Raw genomic sequence first — 16,121 nt, forward strand, 5'->3', positions numbered from 1 at the left:
TTACTTGGCTGCGCGCTCTTTGGCGATCAACTGGTCAGCCACGCTCAGCGCGCCTTCAGGACCACCGGCGGTGCCCAGGTCGAAACGATACTTGCCGTTGACCACCATGGTCGGTACGCCGGTGATCTGGTAGGCCTGGGCCTTTTTCTTGGCGTCTTCGACCTTGCCTTTGACGGCGAAGGAATTGTAGGTGCTCAGGAACTTGTCCTTGTCGACGCCTTCGCCAGCCAGGAACTCGGCCATCTCTTCAGGAGTAGCGAGCTTCTTGCCGCCATGGATGGCTTCGAATACGGCCTTGTGCACCTTGTGCTCGACACCCATGGCTTCAAGGGTGATGAACAGTTGGCCATGGATGTTCCAGATACCGCCGAACATGGCCGGGATACGGACGAAGTTGACGTCGGCAGGGAGTTTTTCAGCCCAGGGATTGATGGTCGGTTCGAAAGCGTAGCAGTGCGGGCAGCCATACCAGAACAGCTCAACCACTTCGATCTTGCCTGGCACGGCAACCGGAACGGCGCTGCTCAACTCGACATATAGTTTACCGGCTTCAAGCGGTTCGGCCGCTTGAGCGGTCACGCCAAACAGGCTGGCGGTGACGAGTGCGGCGCTGAGAATCAGATTACGCATGCTTTACTCCTGGACAATTTTGGCGCCTCGCTCGACCTGAATTCGGCCAGGTCTTGGCGGGCTTGAGTTCGCTAGTGTAGCGGCAGACGCCATAAAAAAGGGCGGCCTGAGCCACCCTTTATGCTTGCACCGTCAGATTAATCGATCATTAACGTTGCCGTGGCTTAGCACCTTGGGCAACGCTGATCGAGCCGGCCTCAGTGCAGGCCCTGAATATAGCTGGACACCGCTTCGATGTCTTTGTTGCTCAGCTTGCCAGCGATGCTGCGCATCACCAGGGTATCGCCGTCGTTGGTACGGTTGCCTTCGCGGAAGTCGGTCAGCTGCTTGGCCACGTACTGTGCGTGCTGGCCGCCCAGATGGGGGAAGCCGGCTGCTGCGTTACCCGCACCGTTTGGCGAGTGGCAACCGGTGCAGGCAGGCATGCCCTGGTCCAGCTTGCCGCCACGGAACAGTTCTTCACCACGGGCCACGACTTTAGGATCTGCTGCGCCGACGCTGCCTTTCTGGCTGGCGAAGTAAGCGGCGATGTCAGCCAGGTCCTGATCGCTCAGGTTGGTCAACAGGCCTGTCATCTCCAGCACCTGGCGCTTGCCGGACTTGATATCGTGCAACTGCTTGTTCAGGTACTTTTCCCCCTGACCCGCCAGCTTGGGAAAGTTTGGCGCCATGCTGTTCCCATCAGGGCCGTGGCAAGCACCACAGACTGCGGCTTTCGCCTGACCGGCAGCAGCGTCGCCTGCGGCATGGGCGACACCTGTGATGCCCAAGGTCAACAGCAGACTCACGAGTAATTTGTTCATCAGCTAATCCAACTACGGCTAAGGGTTAAGAGTTATGGACCGGGATCACTCGCTCATCCAATGGATGATGACTCGGTAATCCTCGGCACTGCAGTCCATGCACAAACCACGCGGCGGCATCGCCTTGAAACCCTGGGTCACGTGTTGCACCAGCGTCTCCATACCTTGCGCCAACCTCGGCGCCCAAGCTTCCTGGTCGCCCTTGCGGGGCGCCGTGGGTAGTTGGCCGGAATGACAAGCCCCACAAACACGGTTGTACACAGCTTCCGGATCCTGTGTAGCCTGAGCGCCGTAAAACGGCATCAAGACACCGGCAGCTAGCAGCCATTTCGTCATAAAACGACCTTTTCAGGGTTGAGAGCGTGCTGCGTTCTAATGCGCATTCAAGGTTTATCGCTCTCGTGAACTTCATCCTACGCTGGGACAAAGCGCACACAAAATCTGCGGCATTATATACTGGCGTTACTGAAACGGAAACGACACCGCTCGCCGCGTCCACTCTCGGCATCGCCCCAATCGGAAATCCCATGCAACTCAAGAACCCCATCCTCGGTCTGTGCCAACAGGCTACGTTCATGCTCAGCGCCGCCAAAGTCGATCAATGCCCTGACGATGAAGGCTTCGAAGTGGCCTTTGCCGGGCGTTCCAACGCCGGCAAATCCAGCGCCCTGAACACCCTGACCCACGCCAGCCTGGCACGCACCTCGAAAACTCCGGGTCGCACGCAGTTGTTGAACTTCTTCAAGCTAGACGACGATCGCCGTCTGGTCGACCTGCCGGGCTACGGTTACGCCAAAGTGCCAATCCCGCTCAAGCAACACTGGCAGCGTCACCTGGAAGCCTACCTGGGCAGCCGCGAGAGCCTTAAGGGCCTGATCCTGATGATGGATATCCGTCATCCCATGACCGACTTCGACCTGCTGATGCTGGACTGGGCAGTCGCCAGCGGCATGCCGATGCACATCCTGCTGACCAAGGCCGACAAACTGACCTACGGCGCGGCCAAGAACACCCTGCTCAAGGTGCAGTCGCAGATACGCAAGGGCTGGGGCGAAGCCGTCACCATCCAACTGTTCTCGGCCCCCAAGCGCATGGGCCTGGAAGAGGCCTACACCGTGCTGGCGGGCTGGATGGAACTGGCCGACAAAGGCGCCGAAGCCGAGGCCTGAGAGACGTAGGGAAAATTGCCTGGGGGATGATCAGGCAAGGCAAAAGCGCGGTGCGAAAGCGGAGTTTACTGGCTGTAAATGAGCATTTCGCGCCGCGCTTTTAACGCAGCATGATCATTTCCCAGGCGGTTTTCAGGCAAAAAAAACCCCGGACTTCGTATGGGGAGGGGGAAGTTCGGGGTTCAAGTTCTAGACCGCTAGGGCGGGGTCCAGATATCTGCCAACACTTAACACAACATAGGAGCATCGAAGGGCTTCACCAGCCATTCAGTAACTCTGAGTGGGCGTTCACCTATTTAGTTCCGGCCGGTTGCAAAAACTATTGGCAATAAACGATGAAATTTTCGGTGCTAATAGCTCTTCGCTAGTTTTTGCCGCGACACTATGCCGCGGCAAAAACACCTGAAAAGTGCCCTTAATGGGCCTCATCCCAGTTATTTCCCACCCCCACTTCCACCAATAACGGTACATCCAGGGTTGCGGCACCGCTCATGTGCCCGCGAATTTCCTCACGAACCTGGTCCACCAGGTCCTCGCGCACTTCCAGCACCAGTTCGTCGTGCACCTGGAGAATCACTCGGGCATCCAGCCCCGAGAACGCCAGCCAGTGGTCCACGGCCACCATGGCTTTCTTGATGATGTCTGCCGCGGTGCCCTGCATCGGCGCATTGATCGCGGTGCGTTCGGCGCCGGCGCGCTCCTGTGGCTTGTTGGAGTTGATCTCCGGCAGGTACAGGCGGCGACCGAAGATGGTCTCGACATAACCCTGGTCCGCGGCCTGGGCGCGGGTGCGGTCCATGTACTCGCGAACCCCCGGGTAACGCGCGAAGTAGGTGTCGATATAGGCCTTGGCCTGCTTGGTATCGACACCGATGTCCTTGCCCAGCTTCTGCGCGCCCATACCGTAGATCAGGCCGAAGTTGATGGCCTTGGCGCTGCGGCGCTGATCGGAAGTGACGTCCTTGAGCTCGACCTTGAACACCTCGGCCGCCGTGGCGGTGTGCACGTCCAGGTTGTTGCGGAAGGCGTTGAGCAAACCTTCGTCGCGGGACAGGTGCGCCATGATCCGCAACTCGATCTGCGAATAGTCCGCTGCCAGCAGCTTGTAGCCCGGCGGCGCGATGAAGGCCTGGCGAATGCGCCGGCCTTCAGCGGTACGTACCGGAATGTTCTGCAGGTTCGGATCGCTGGAGGACAGCCGGCCGGTGGACGCTACCGCCTGATGATAGGAGGTATGGATGCGCCCGGTACGCGGGTTGATCTGCTCCGGCAGGCGGTCGGTATAGGTGCTTTTCAGCTTGCTCATGGAACGGTACTGCATCAGCACCCGCGGCAGCGGATAGTCGTCTTCCGCCAGCTTGGCCAGCACCTCTTCAGCCGTGGATGGCTGGCCCTTGGCAGTCTTTTTCAGCACCGGCAGGCCGAGCTTGTCGTAGAGGATGCTGCCCAGCTGCTTGGGCGAGCCCAGGTTGAACTCCTCGCCGGCGATCTCGAAGGCTTCGCGCTCCAGGGCGACCATCTTGTCCCCCAGTTCGATGCTCTGCACTCCCAGGAGCTTGTCGTCCACCAGTGCTCCCTGGCGCTCGATGCGCGCCAGGACCGGCACCAAAGGCATTTCGATATCGGTGAGCACGCTGGCCAGGCTCGGTATCGCGGACAGCTTGTCGAACAGGACCTGGTGCAGGCGCAGGGTCACGTCGGCATCTTCCGCGGCGTAGGGGCCGGCCTGCTCAAGGGGAATCTGGTCGAAGGTCAACTGCTTGGCACCCTTGCCAGCGATGTCCTGGAAACTCACAGTGCTGTGGTCCAGGTACTTCTGCGCCAGGCTGTCCATGTCATGGCGGGTGGCGGTGGAGTTGAGCACGTAGGATTCGAGCATGGTATCGAAGGCCACGCCGCGCACAGTGATGCCATTGGCCTGGTCGCCGCCGATGGCGCAGTTGGCCAGGATGTTCATGTCGAACTTGGCGTGCTGGCCGACCTTGAGCAGCTTGGGATCTTCCAGCAAGGGCTTGAGGGCCAGCAGTACGCTGTCGCGATCCAGCTGTGCCGGCGCGCCCATGTAGGAGTGGGTCAGGGGAACATAGGCCGCTTCGCCGGCCTTGACCGAGAAGGACAGGCCCACCAGTTGCGCCTGCTGCGCATCGATCCCGGTGGTTTCGGTATCGAAGGCAATCAGCTTGGCGCCCTTGAGTTTCTCCAGCCAGGCATCGAAACGCTCCTGGTCGAGGATGGTTTCGTACTGCAGCTCCAGCGGAGCTTGCTCCACAGTCTGCGGCGGCGGCACGGCGGCGGGTGTCGCCTCAGCGCCGCTGAGCTCGACACGCTTGGCATCGCGCTGCAACTCGTCGAGCCAGCTCTTGAACTCCAGCAGGCTGTAGAGCTCCACCAGCTTCTCGCGGTCCGGCTCGCCCAGGTGCAGGTCGTCGAGCCCGACATCCAGCGGCACGTCGACCTTGATGGTCGCCAACTGATAGGAGAGGAAGGCCATTTCCTTGTGTTCTTCGAGCTTGGCCGGCAAGGTCTTGGCCCCGCGGATCGGCAGGGTCGGTACGATATCGAGCTGTTCGTACAGCTCCTTCAACCCGCCATTGACCCCGACCAGCAGGCCGGAAGCGGTCTTCGGACCAATGCCCGGCACCCCGGGAATGTTGTCGGAAGAGTCGCCCATCAGCGCCAGGTAATCGATGATCTGCTCGGGAGCGACGCCGAATTTCTCCTTCACGCCTTCCACGTCCATGCTGCTACCGGACATGGTGTTGACCAGGGTAATGTGCCCGTCCACCAGCTGTGCCATGTCCTTGTCGCCAGTGGAAATCACCACCGAGCGGTCCGCTGCCGCGCTGCTGCGGGCCAGGGTGCCGATCACGTCATCGGCCTCGACCCCTTCCACGCACAACAAGGGGAAACCCAGGGCGATCACGCTGGCGTGCAACGGCTCGATCTGCACCCGCATGTCGTCGGGCATGCTCGGACGGTTGGCCTTGTATTCGGCATACATGTCATCGCGGAAGGTCCCACCCTTGGCATCGAAGACCACGGCGAACGGGCTGTCCGGGTACTGTTTGCGCAGGCTCTTGAGCATGTTCAACACGCCCTTGACCGCGCCGGTAGGCAGGCCTTTGGAGGTGGTCAGCGGTGGCAGCGCGTGGAACGCGCGGTACAGATATGAAGAACCGTCCACCAGGACGAGGGGGGCTTGGCTCATGAGCGGGATCAACCTTTTCGGCGGGTCCGGCGCTAGAATAGCGGGACCGTTGACGACAAAGGGACAAGGTTATCATGCGCACACTAAATCGCTTGCTGCTGACCGGCTTGATTGCAATCGCTCCATTGGCCGCGATCGCCGCAGAAGATGCGCCATCAGCGGACCCGGAAGTAACCATTCGCACGGAAGGCGACAAGACCATCCAGGAATACCGGCAAAATGGCTTCCTGTATGCCATCAAGATCACGCCAAAGGGCGGCAAACCCTACTTCCTGGTGCGTGCCGATGGCTCGGACGGCAACTTCATCCGTTCGGATCAGCCGGATATGCTGATCCCTTCGTGGAAAATCTTTGAGTGGTAAACCACTCCGACTTCAACTCAATGGCGCTGGCTGGATAGCAGCGCCCGTACTGGCAGTTTTTAACCATGTCTGTGTTCACCCCCCTGGCTCGGCCCGAGCTGGAAACCTTTCTCGCCCCGTATGGGCTCGGCCGCCTGCTTGATTTCCAGGGGATCGCCGCTGGTAGCGAAAACACCAACTTCTTCATCAGCCTGGAACAGGGCGAGTTCGTCCTGACCCTGGTGGAACGTGGCCCGGTCCAGGAAATGCCGTTCTTCATTGAACTGCTGGACGTGCTGCACCAGGCCAACCTGCCAGTGCCCTATGCCCTGCGCACCACCGACGGCGTCGCCCTGCGCGAACTGGCGGGCAAGCCGGCGCTGCTGCAACCGCGGCTGGCGGGCAAGCACATCAAGCAGGCCAACGCCCAGCACTGTGCCCAGGTCGGTGAACTGCTCGGCCACCTGCACGTGGCCACCAAGGACCACATGATCAAGCGCAAGACCGATCGCGGCCTGGACTGGATGCAGGAAGAGGGCAGGCAACTGCTGTCGCACCTGGCCCCCACGGCCCAGGACCTGCTGCAACGGGCCCTGGATGAAATCGCCGCTCAGAAGGTGAAGATCCTCGCCCTGCCCCGGGCCAACATCCACGCCGATCTGTTTCGCGACAACGCCATGTTCGAAGGCACCCACCTGACCGGCCTGATCGACTTCTACAACGCCTGTTCGGGACCGATGCTCTACGACGTGGCGATCGCCCTGAATGACTGGTGCTCCGACGATGAAGGTGTACTCGACGGCCAACGGGCCCGAGCCCTGCTGGGCGCCTACGCGGCGCTGCGCCCGTTCACTGCGGCAGAGGCCGAACTCTGGCCGACCCTGCTGCGGGTGGCCTGCGTGCGCTTCTGGCTATCGCGGCTGATCGCCGCCGAGAGCTTCGCCGGGCAGGACGTGCTGATTCACGATCCGATGGAGTTCCAGCAGCGCCTGGCGCAGCGGCAAAAGGTCAGCATCGCGCTGCCGTTCGCCCTGTAAACGCTTCGCGGGCAAGCCCGCTCCTACAGAGATGCGCCCAACCTGTAGGAGCGGGCTTGCCCGCGAAAGCCCTCGCGCAACAATCCCCGCTTAAAGCTGCTCCAGGCAGCCCGCCAGATCATTCCCCAACTTCTCCAGCACCTGCTCATAGCCTTGAGCGGTCGCCGGCGTGTAACCGCCCAACGCATCCAGCTCCGCCAGTTTCACCGGCAGGCCGGCCACCAGGGTTTCCGCCAGGCGCGGGCGCAGGGGCGGCTCGCTGAATACACAGGTCTTGCCCACCTGCTGCAAGCGCGCGCGCATGGCGGCGACGTGCTGGGCCCCCGGCTGGACTTCCGCTGCCACGCTGAACACCCCGGCGTGCTTGAGGCCGTAGGCGTCCTCGAAGTAGTCGAAAGCTTCGTGGAACACGAAGTAAGGCTTGCCGGCGATCCCCGCCAGGCGGGCTTTCAAGCGAGCATCCAGGGCATCCAGACGCTCGCTGAACGCCTTCAGGTTGTTCTGGTAGCGGGCGGCATTGGCCGGGTCGGCGGCGCTCAGGTCCGCGGCCATGCGGGTGGCGATCACCCGGGCATTGACCGGCGACAGCCAGAGGTGCGCGTCCAGGGTGCCGGGGCGATGATCATGGTCATGTTCGTCGGCATCTTCAGCGTGGGAGTGGCTATCTTCGGCAAAGTGCCGGAGTTTCATGCCCGGCAGGTCCTGTACCGCCACCGAGGGCAGGCTACGGCCCTTCAGCACCCGCGGCAGGAAGCCTTCCATGTCCGGGCCGATCCAGTACAGCAGGTCTACGCTCTGCACCTTGCGCACGTCCGAAGGGCGCAGCGCGTAGTTGTGCGGGGAAGCTCCGGGCGGCAGCAGCACCTCGGGAACCGCCACGCCATCCTGCACGGCGGCGGCAATCAGTTGCAGCGGCTTGATGCTGGTCAACACCCGCACTTCGGCCTGGGCCGAGCCGATCGCGAACAGGCTGAAGGTAAAAGCGACAAAAAGGCGAAAAAGTCTGGGCACGATGGACACTCGAGGAGGCGAGAACGGGTAACATAATAACGTCTCTCACAAACCTCGTCGCCGCTCATGCCTAAAACACCCCTTGCCAGCCGTCCACACGACCACTCTCACTGCGTACACAGCGCACTGTCTGAGGCCGACGCCCTGTGCGCGCGGCAAGGCCTGCGCCTGACCGCCCTGCGCCGGCGGGTGCTGGAGCTGGTGTGGCAAAGCCACAAGCCCCTGGGGGCCTACGACATCCTGGCCGTGCTCAGCGAGCAGGACGGCCGTCGCGCCGCCCCGCCAACGGTTTACCGGGCGCTGGATTTCCTCCTGGAAAACGGCCTGGTGCACCGCATCGCCTCGCTCAATGCCTTTGTCGGCTGCAACCACCCCGAGCACGCGCACCAGGGCCAGTTCCTGATCTGCCGCGAATGCCACGCCGCCATCGAGCTGGAACAGAAATCCATCAGCGACGCCATCATCAGCAGCGCCCGCGACGTCGGCTTCGTGGTCGAGGGCCAGACCGTCGAAGTGGTCGGGCTCTGCTCGGGCTGCCAGGGGGCTTGATGAGCAATGCGTTGATCCGCCTCGAGCAGGTCGGGGTGACCTTTGCCGGGCAGAACGTGCTGGAGAACATCCAGCTCAGCGTCGAACCCGGCCAGATCGTCACCCTGATCGGCCCCAATGGCGCCGGCAAGACCACGCTGGTGCGCGCCGTGCTCGGCCTGCTCAAGCCCGACACCGGCAGTGTCTGGCGCAAGCCCAAACTGCGGGTGGGCTACATGCCGCAGAAGCTTCATGTGGACCCGACCTTGCCGCTGTCGGTGCTGCGCTTTCTGCGCCTGGTGCCGGGAGTGGACCGTACCCGGGCGCTGGCAGCGCTCAAGGAAGTAGGTGCCGAGCAGGTGATCGACAGCCCGGTGCAGAGCATCTCCGGTGGCGAGATGCAGCGCGTGCTGCTGGCCCGGGCGCTGCTGCGCGAGCCGGAGCTGCTGGTGCTCGATGAACCGGTGCAAGGCGTCGATGTGGCCGGCCAGGCCGAGCTCTACAGCCTGATTACCCGCCTGCGCGACCGTCACGGCTGCGGCGTGCTGATGGTCTCCCACGACCTGCACCTGGTGATGAGCACCACCGATCAGGTGGTCTGCCTCAATCGCCACGTCTGCTGCTCTGGCCACCCCGAGCAGGTCAGCGGCGACCCGGCCTTCGTCGAGCTGTTCGGCAAGAACGCACCGAGCCTGGCGATCTACCACCACCATCACGACCATGCCCACGACCTGCATGGTTCGGTCGTCACCCAGCCCGCTTCGGGCCACGCCCATGTCCATGGAGAAAACTGCAAGCATGGCTGATTTTCTGCTCTACGCCCTGCTCGCAGGCCTGGCCCTGGCGGTGGTTGCCGGCCCCTTGGGGTCCTTCGTGGTCTGGCGTCGCATGGCCTATTTCGGCGACACCCTGTCCCACGCCGCGCTGCTCGGCGTGGCCCTGGGCTTTCTGCTGGATGTCAGCCCGGCGGTAGCGGTCACGGTCGGCTGCCTGCTGCTGGCGGTGCTGCTGGTGACCCTGCAACAGCGCCAACCCCTGGCTTCCGACACGCTGCTGGGGATTCTTGCACCCAGCACCCTGTCTCTGGGCCTGGTGGTACTAAGCTTCATGCATGAAGTGCGAATCGACCTGATGGCCTACCTGTTCGGTGACCTGCTGGCGATCAGCCCGGGCGACCTGGCGTGGATTCTCGGCGGTAGCGCGGCGGTGCTGTTGCTGCTGGTGGCGTTGTGGCGCCCCTTGCTGGCGATCACCGTGCACGAGGAACTGGCCAGGGTCGAAGGCCTGCCTGTGGCCTCGCTGCGCCTGGCGCTGATGCTGCTGATCGCCGTGGTGATTGCCGTGGCCATGAAGATTGTCGGGGTGTTGCTGATCACCTCGCTGCTGATCATCCCGGCCGCTGCGGCACAGCGTCACGCCCGCTCTCCGGAGCAGATGGCCCTGGGCGCCAGCCTGCTGGGCATGCTCGCGGTGTGCGGCGGGCTGGCGCTGTCCTGGTTCAAGGACACACCGGCCGGGCCGTCGATCGTGGTCACCGCCGCCACACTGTTTCTGCTGAGTTTTGTTCTGCCCCGTCGAGGGGTGTAGACTTGCTCGCTTTTTGCGCAATTAGAGAGTCGCAGGAATGAAGCCGTTCGCCTCCCGTTATCTGCTCCTTGTCGCATTTTCCCTGCTACTGGGAGCCTGCCAAAGCACGCCACCAGCGGCCACCGAGGTCCCTGATGCACGGGCCACGGCCATCGCGCAGCTGGAACAAAACATCGCCAGCAGCGAACTGGCCACCGCGGAAGATCAACTCAGTGCCTTGCAGGCGCAGACGCCCGACGACCCGCAACTGGTGCAGTACCAGCGGCAGTTGGCCGAAGCCTATCTGCAGCGCAGCCAGATCGTCCTGCAGAAGGGCGATGTGAACGCCGCAGCCACGGCCCTGAGCCGTGCCCGGGCACTGATGCCCAAGGCTCCGGCGCTGACCGGTGGGGTCAACAATGCCATTGCCCACGCCCGCAAGGCGGAGCTGGACAAGGCCGAAGCCGCCCTGAAGGCCGCCGAAGCGCGCCCTGCGGCCAAGCTGATCGATCCGACCGCCGAGAGCACCACCGTCGCCTTGAACGTCACTGATATCCGCAAGCTGCGGCATCAACTCGATGCCCTGGCCGCCGATGTGGTGAATTACCAGTGCGACGTGAGCATCCAGGTACCACGCACCGAGGATTACCCCTGGCTATCGACCCTGCTCGGCAAGCGGGTGAAGAAGCTCGACCCGGACTTTGAACAGAAGATCAATCGGCAAATCGTGCGCCATGTACCGGCGCAGATGGTGCTGACTCCGCGCAAGGCGCAGTAAAGCCTTCGCCGGCAAGCCGGCTCCTAGACGGAGCAGGCTTGTCGGGGAAAGTGTGTTCAGGCCGGGATTGCCTTGGCCTTTTCCTCTCGGCTCCAGACCCGATGTTGCGCGATGGCGGCAATGAATGCCTTCAGCGCCTTGGCATCGGCCCCCACGATCAAGCCTTCATCCGCCTCCAGCCGCAGGCTGTGCAACAGCTCCCGGGCATCGCCGTGCAGGGCAATCGCCTTGAGGTGCTTGTACGCCTCCAGCAAGTAATGCAGGGCCACGCCATTGCCGCTCAAGGCGTTGATCGACTGCGCACCTCCGGGCACGAACACCGCATCGAAGGCCACCGATGGCAAGCCCTCCATGGACGCATCCACCGGCAGGCGCTTGCCGTCCGCCGTGGTGACCGGCGCCGAGGTCGGCCCCAGTAGCTTGGCGTGTGCCCCTTCGGCCTTGAGAGCCTTCTTCAGCGCATCGATCGCCGCACCATCGACGCCGTTGGCCGCCAGAATCGCCACCTTCCGGGTTTTGATATTGCCCGGCAACAGGTTCGCCTGGCTCAGGGCCGGCGAGCGCGAGAGCGAAGTCTTGCGCTCCGCCACCGTGGCTTTCTTCGGCGCCGCCAGCCCGAGGTTCTCGGCCACTCGCGCGGCCAGTTGCAGGTCGATGTTGGCCAGAATCTCGTTGACCTGGCGTTCGCGGATCCATTCACGTTCCACCTTGCCCAGCTCAAAGCTGTAGGCGGCGATGATGTGCTCCTGCTCGTGCTTGCTCATGCTCTTGTAGAAGAGCCGCGCCTGGGAGAAATGGTCGCTGAACGATTCGCTGCGCTGGCGGATTTTGTGCGCATCGATACGCTCGTTGTAACTCTCGAAGCCGCCATCCTCGGCCGCCGGTGGGGTTTCCCGGGGCCAGCCGCCGTCGATGGAATTGGGCTCATAGGAGGCCCGGCCCTTGTCCAGGGTGATGCGGTGCATGGCGTCGCGCTGGCTGTTGTGGAAGGGCGCCAGCGGCCGATTGATCGGCAATTCGTGGAAGTTCGGCCCACCCAGGCGGCTGATCTGGGTATCGGTGTAGGAAAACAGCCGTCCTTGCAACAGCGGGTCGTTGGAGAAGTCGATCCCGGGCACTATGTGCCCCGGGCAGAAGGCGACCTGCTCGGTCTCGGCAAAATAGTTGTCCGGGTTGCGGTTCAGCACCATCTTGCCCAGGGGCGTGATCGGCACCAGCTCCTCGGGAATCAGCTTGGTCGGGTCGAGGATGTCGAAATCAAAGTTGTGCTCGTCTTCCTCGGCGATGATCTGTACGCCGAACTCCCACTCCGGGTAATCCCCGGCTTCGATCGATTCCCATAGGTCGCGGCGATGGAAGTCGGTGTCCTTGCCCGCCAGCTTCTGCGCCTCATCCCAGACCAGCGAACAGGTACCCACCGTCGGCCGCCAGTGGAACTTGACGAAGCTCGACCGGCCCTGGGCGTTGATCAGGCGAAAGGTATGCACGCCAAAGCCCTGCATGGCCCGCAGACTTTTCGGAATGGCCCGGTCGGACATGGCCCAGATCACCATGTGCGCCGATTCCGGCTGCAGCGAGACAAAGTCCCAGAAGGTGTCATGGGCCGAGCCGCCGGTGGGTATTTCGTTGTGGGGTTCGGGTTTCACGGCGTGTACGAAATCGGGGAACTTGATCGCGTCCTGAATGAAGAACACCGGCATGTTGTTGCCCACCAGGTCGAAGTTGCCTTCGTCAGTGAAGAACTTCACCGCAAAGCCGCGCACGTCACGCACGGTGTCGCCAGAGCCTCTTGGCCCCTGGACCGTGGAAAAACGTACGAACACTGGTGTTTTCTTCCCCGGATCACGCAGGAAACCGGCCTTGGTCAATGCCGAATGGTTGTCATAGCTCTGGAAGTAACCATGGGCACCCACCCCTCGGGCATGCACGATGCGCTCGGGAATCCGCTCATGGTCGAAGTGGGTGATCTTCTCCCGCATGATGAAGTCTTCCAGCAGCGAAGGCCCACGAGCACCGGCTTTGAGGGTGTTCTGGTTGTCGGCGATCTTCACCCCCTGGTTGGTCCGCAGGGCCTGCCCGGTGGCGTCGGAGCGGAACGTCTCCAGGCTCTTGAGCTTGCTGTTGCTGTTGCCGCGGTCCAGGGTGTCGGTCCCGGCCATCTGGCTTTTTGGGGTATCGGGCTTCTTCGTGCTCATCAGGCAAAACTCCTCGTTGGCGAAATCCCTGGCGTGCCGGGGCTTCGTGGGCAAAGGCCTCCAGGCACGGCACCTGGCGGCTTTCGAGTGACTTAACTAGTGACTGACGAGAAGGTGCGAGCGTTCCTTTTTTATGACCTTTGATCGCGTTATTGCCAAATGGCAGGATGATTGCGAAATAAATGCTAAGAACCTCTATACGGACAGGCTAAAATGCGCGCCCGGCTAACCGCTGATCCTTTTCTAACGCGCCCCACAAGGTTCGCTACGTGATCGAGTTTCAAAACGTCCATAAAACCTACCGGGTCGCCGGTAAGGATATTCCCGCCCTGCACCCGACCAGCCTTCGGGTCGAGAATGGCCAGGTGTTCGGCCTGATCGGCCACTCCGGTGCGGGTAAAAGTACTCTGCTGCGCCTGATCAACCGCCTGGAAAACCCCAGTGGCGGCACCATCGTCGTCGACGACGAAGACGTCACCGCCCTGGACGCCAGTGGCTTGCGCCGCTTCCGCCAGCAGGTCGGCATGATCTTCCAGCACTTCAACCTGCTGTCGTCCAAGACCGTGGCCGACAACGTCGCCCTGCCCCTGACCCTGGCCGGCGAGCTGTCGCGCAGCGACATCGACCGCCGGGTGGCCGAGCTGCTGGACCGGGTCGGCCTGGCCGACCACGCGAAGAAATACCCGGCGCAGCTGTCCGGCGGCCAGAAGCAGCGCGTCGGCATCGCCCGCGCCCTGGCCACCAAGCCGAAGATCCTGCTGTGCGACGAGGCCACCAGTGCCCTGGACCCGCAGACCACTGCCTCGGTCCTGCAACTGCTGGCCGAGATCAACCGCGAGCTGAACCTGACCATCGTCCTGATCACCCACGAGATGGACGTGATCCGTCGCGTCTGTGACCAGGTGGCGGTGATGGACGCCGGCGTGATCGTCGAACAGGGCCCGGTGGCCGACGTGTTCCTGCACCCCAAGCACCCGACCACCCGGCGCTTCGTCCAGGAAGACGAGCAGATCGACGAGAACGAGCAACGCGACGACTTCGCCCACGTGCCAGGCCGTATCGTGCGCCTGACCTTCCAGGGCGATGCCACCTACGCACCGCTGCTGGGCACTGTGGCCCGGGAGACCGGGGTCGACTACAGCATCCTCGCCGGACGCATCGACCGCATCAAGGACACCCCTTACGGGCAACTGACCCTGGCCATCACCGGCGGTGACATGGAAGCGGCCTTCGCCCGCTTCACCGCGGCCGATGTCCACATGGAGGTGCTGCGCTGATGGATACCTTCTTCGCCAACATCGACTGGCTGGAAATCTGGCTGGCCACCGGCGACACCCTGATGATGCTCGGCGGCTCGCTGCTGTTCACCGTACTGCTGGGCCTGCCACTGGGCGTGCTGCTGTTCCTCTGCAGCCCGCGCCAACTGCTGGAGCAGAAGTCGCTGTATGCGCTGCTGTCGCTGGTGGTCAACATCCTGCGTTCGCTGCCGTTCATCATTCTGCTGATCGTGATGATTCCCTTCACCGTACTGATCACCGGCACATCGCTGGGGGTTGCCGGGGCCATTCCACCGCTGGTGGTCGGCGCCACGCCGTTCTTTGCCCGGCTGGTGGAAACCGCCCTGCGCGAAGTGGATCGCGGCATCATCGAGGCCACCCAGTCCATGGGTGCCAGCACCCGGCAGATCATTACCAATGCCTTGCTCCCGGAAGCCCGCCCGGGCATCTTTGCCGCTATCACCGTGACTGCCATTACCCTGGTGTCCTACACCGCCATGGCCGGCGTGGTGGGGGCCGGTGGCCTGGGCGACCTGGCGATCCGCTTCGGCTACCAACGCTTCCAGACCGATGTGATGGTGGTGACCGTGGTGTTGCTGCTGGTGCTGGTCCAGGTTCTGCAAACCGTCGGCGACAAGCTGGTGGTGCACTTTTCCCGCAAATAAAATTGCCGGCCCAGGCCGGCAGGCGCCCGGGGTCGGGCGACTTACAAGGAGCTTGTTGGATGAAAAAACTACTCGTCGCTTTCGCAGCCGTTGCCGCGTTCTCCGCGCACGCCGCCGAAACCCTGACCGTGGCCGCCACACCAGTGCCCCACGCCGAGATCCTGGAGTTCGTCAAACCGGCCCTGGCCAAGGAAGGCGTGGACCTGAAGGTCAAGGTCTTCACCGACTACGTGCAGCCCAACGTGCAAGTCGCCGAAAAGCGCCTGGACGCCAACTTCTTCCAGCACCAGCCCTACCTGGATGAGTTCAACAAGGCCAAGGGCACCCAGCTGGTGAACGTTGCCGGTGTTCACGTCGAACCCCTGGGTGCCTATTCCAGCAAGTACAAGCAGCTCTCCGAACTGCCGGGCGGCGCCACCGTGGTGATCCCCAACGACGCCACCAACGGCGGCCGCGCGCTGTTGCTGCTGGACAAGGCCGGCCTGATCAAGCTCAAGGATTCCAACAACATCCTGGCCACCATCAAGGACATCACCGAGAACCCCAAGGACCTGAAGTTCCGTGAACTGGAAGCCGCCACCATCCCGCGCGTGCTGACCCAGGTCGACCTGGCGCTGATCAACACCAACTATGCCCTGGAAGCCAAGCTGGATCCTTCCAAGGACGCCCTGGTGATCGAAGGCAAGGATTCGCCTTACGTGAACATCCTGGTGGCCCGTCCTGACGACAAGGATTCGGACGCCATGAAGAAGCTGGTCGCGGCCCTGCACAGCCCTGAAGTGAAGCAGTTCATTCTCGAGAAGTACAAAGGCGCCATCGTGCCGGCGTTCTGATCGGTTGCAGAAACACAAACGGGGCGCCTTGGGGCGCCCCGTTTCGTTGTAGCCGCTGCCGAAGGCCGGGATAAGGCGCC

16 protein-coding genes are annotated in these 16,121 nt (G+C 62.6%); 10 read left to right on the forward strand and 6 right to left on the reverse strand.

From position 1 onward, the window contains the following. From AC1RMG_RS31045 to AC1RMG_RS31055, 3 genes are all read right to left on the reverse strand, one after another. On the reverse strand, positions 1 to 630 hold the full coding sequence (locus AC1RMG_RS31045; RefSeq protein ID WP_125062521.1) for a thiol:disulfide interchange protein DsbA/DsbL: 630 nt from the start codon (positions 628 to 630) through the stop codon (positions 1 to 3). 197 nt (positions 631 to 827) lie between these two features. Continuing rightward, positions 828 to 1,433 carry a c-type cytochrome gene (locus AC1RMG_RS31050; RefSeq protein ID WP_011058472.1) on the reverse strand — a complete coding sequence of 202 codons (606 nt, stop codon included), beginning with the start codon at positions 1,431 to 1,433 and terminating at the stop codon, positions 828 to 830. Positions 1,434 to 1,478: 45 nt separating this feature from the next. Continuing rightward, positions 1,479 to 1,769 (reverse strand): c-type cytochrome, encoded by a 291-nt coding sequence (locus AC1RMG_RS31055; RefSeq protein WP_015633654.1) that lies wholly within the window; start codon positions 1,767 to 1,769, stop codon positions 1,479 to 1,481. 191 nt (positions 1,770 to 1,960) lie between these two features. Here AC1RMG_RS31055 and yihA point away from each other — a divergent pair, with 191 nt between their 5' ends. Next, on the forward strand, positions 1,961 to 2,602 hold the full coding sequence (yihA, locus tag AC1RMG_RS31060; RefSeq protein ID WP_011058471.1) for a ribosome biogenesis GTP-binding protein YihA/YsxC: 642 nt from the start codon (positions 1,961 to 1,963) through the stop codon (positions 2,600 to 2,602). A 415-nt stretch (positions 2,603 to 3,017) separates the two neighbouring features. Here the strand turns inward: yihA and polA are convergent, their stop codons facing one another. After that, complete coding sequence (gene polA / locus AC1RMG_RS31065) at positions 3,018 to 5,810, reverse strand: DNA polymerase I (RefSeq protein ID WP_169892310.1); 2,793 nt, start codon at positions 5,808 to 5,810, stop codon at positions 3,018 to 3,020. A gap of 74 nt (positions 5,811 to 5,884) precedes the next feature. On the opposite strand from polA, the gene AC1RMG_RS31070 reads away from it, so the two are divergent. Both AC1RMG_RS31070 and AC1RMG_RS31075 read left to right on the forward strand, forming a co-directional pair. Next, positions 5,885 to 6,172 carry a DUF2782 domain-containing protein gene (locus AC1RMG_RS31070; protein ID WP_011058469.1) on the forward strand — a complete coding sequence of 96 codons (288 nt, stop codon included), beginning with the start codon at positions 5,885 to 5,887 and terminating at the stop codon, positions 6,170 to 6,172. Positions 6,173 to 6,237: 65 nt separating this feature from the next. Continuing rightward, a complete protein-coding gene (locus AC1RMG_RS31075; RefSeq protein ID WP_493170978.1) occupies positions 6,238 to 7,188 on the forward strand; it encodes a homoserine kinase in 951 nt (316 codons plus the stop codon). Positions 7,189 to 7,278: 90 nt separating this feature from the next. On the opposite strand, the gene AC1RMG_RS31080 is transcribed toward AC1RMG_RS31075, so the two are convergent. Beyond that, positions 7,279 to 8,199 carry a zinc ABC transporter substrate-binding protein gene (locus tag AC1RMG_RS31080; RefSeq protein ID WP_053154825.1) on the reverse strand — a complete coding sequence of 307 codons (921 nt, stop codon included), beginning with the start codon at positions 8,197 to 8,199 and terminating at the stop codon, positions 7,279 to 7,281. Between the two features lie 66 nt (positions 8,200 to 8,265). Here AC1RMG_RS31080 and zur point away from each other — a divergent pair, with 66 nt between their 5' ends. From zur to AC1RMG_RS31100, 4 genes are read left to right on the forward strand one after another with little or no spacing between them, the layout of a single operon-like run. Beyond that, positions 8,266 to 8,748, forward strand: a complete 483-nt coding sequence (gene zur, locus AC1RMG_RS31085) for a zinc uptake transcriptional repressor Zur (protein ID WP_011058466.1) — start codon at positions 8,266 to 8,268, stop codon at positions 8,746 to 8,748. Then, positions 8,748 to 9,533, forward strand: coding sequence for a zinc ABC transporter ATP-binding protein ZnuC (znuC, locus tag AC1RMG_RS31090; protein WP_011058465.1), 786 nt, complete (start codon positions 8,748 to 8,750; stop codon positions 9,531 to 9,533). The genes zur and znuC overlap by 1 nt, the downstream gene beginning before the upstream one ends. Further along, positions 9,526 to 10,314 (forward strand): zinc ABC transporter permease subunit ZnuB, encoded by a 789-nt coding sequence (gene znuB / locus AC1RMG_RS31095; protein WP_011058464.1) that lies wholly within the window; start codon positions 9,526 to 9,528, stop codon positions 10,312 to 10,314. The genes znuC and znuB overlap by 8 nt, the downstream gene beginning before the upstream one ends. A 37-nt stretch (positions 10,315 to 10,351) precedes the next feature. After that, positions 10,352 to 11,071, forward strand: coding sequence for a PA5502 family lipoprotein (locus AC1RMG_RS31100; RefSeq protein ID WP_019095618.1), 720 nt, complete (start codon positions 10,352 to 10,354; stop codon positions 11,069 to 11,071). 56 nt (positions 11,072 to 11,127) lie between these two features. Here the strand turns inward: AC1RMG_RS31100 and katE are convergent, their stop codons facing one another. Further along, on the reverse strand, positions 11,128 to 13,320 hold the full coding sequence (gene katE, locus AC1RMG_RS31105) for a catalase HPII (RefSeq protein WP_401156431.1): 2,193 nt from the start codon (positions 13,318 to 13,320) through the stop codon (positions 11,128 to 11,130). A 215-nt stretch (positions 13,321 to 13,535) separates the two neighbouring features. On the opposite strand from katE, the gene AC1RMG_RS31110 reads away from it, so the two are divergent. The 3 genes from AC1RMG_RS31110 to AC1RMG_RS31120 are packed head-to-tail and all read left to right on the forward strand — an operon-like array spanning position 13,536 to position 16,041. Then, positions 13,536 to 14,543, forward strand: coding sequence for a methionine ABC transporter ATP-binding protein (locus AC1RMG_RS31110; protein ID WP_019095617.1), 1,008 nt, complete (start codon positions 13,536 to 13,538; stop codon positions 14,541 to 14,543). Beyond that, positions 14,543 to 15,208, forward strand: a complete 666-nt coding sequence (locus AC1RMG_RS31115; RefSeq protein WP_011058460.1) for a methionine ABC transporter permease — start codon at positions 14,543 to 14,545, stop codon at positions 15,206 to 15,208. Before AC1RMG_RS31110 ends, AC1RMG_RS31115 begins: the two co-directional genes overlap by 1 nt. 59 nt (positions 15,209 to 15,267) lie before the next feature. Further along, positions 15,268 to 16,041: a MetQ/NlpA family ABC transporter substrate-binding protein gene (locus tag AC1RMG_RS31120; protein ID WP_174395494.1), complete on the forward strand. Its 774-nt coding sequence runs from the start codon at positions 15,268 to 15,270 to the stop codon at positions 16,039 to 16,041. The last annotated feature ends 80 nt before the right edge of the window (positions 16,042 to 16,121 follow it).

The sequence above is a fragment of the Pseudomonas sp. GW822-FHT04H02 genome, assembly GCF_058800645.1.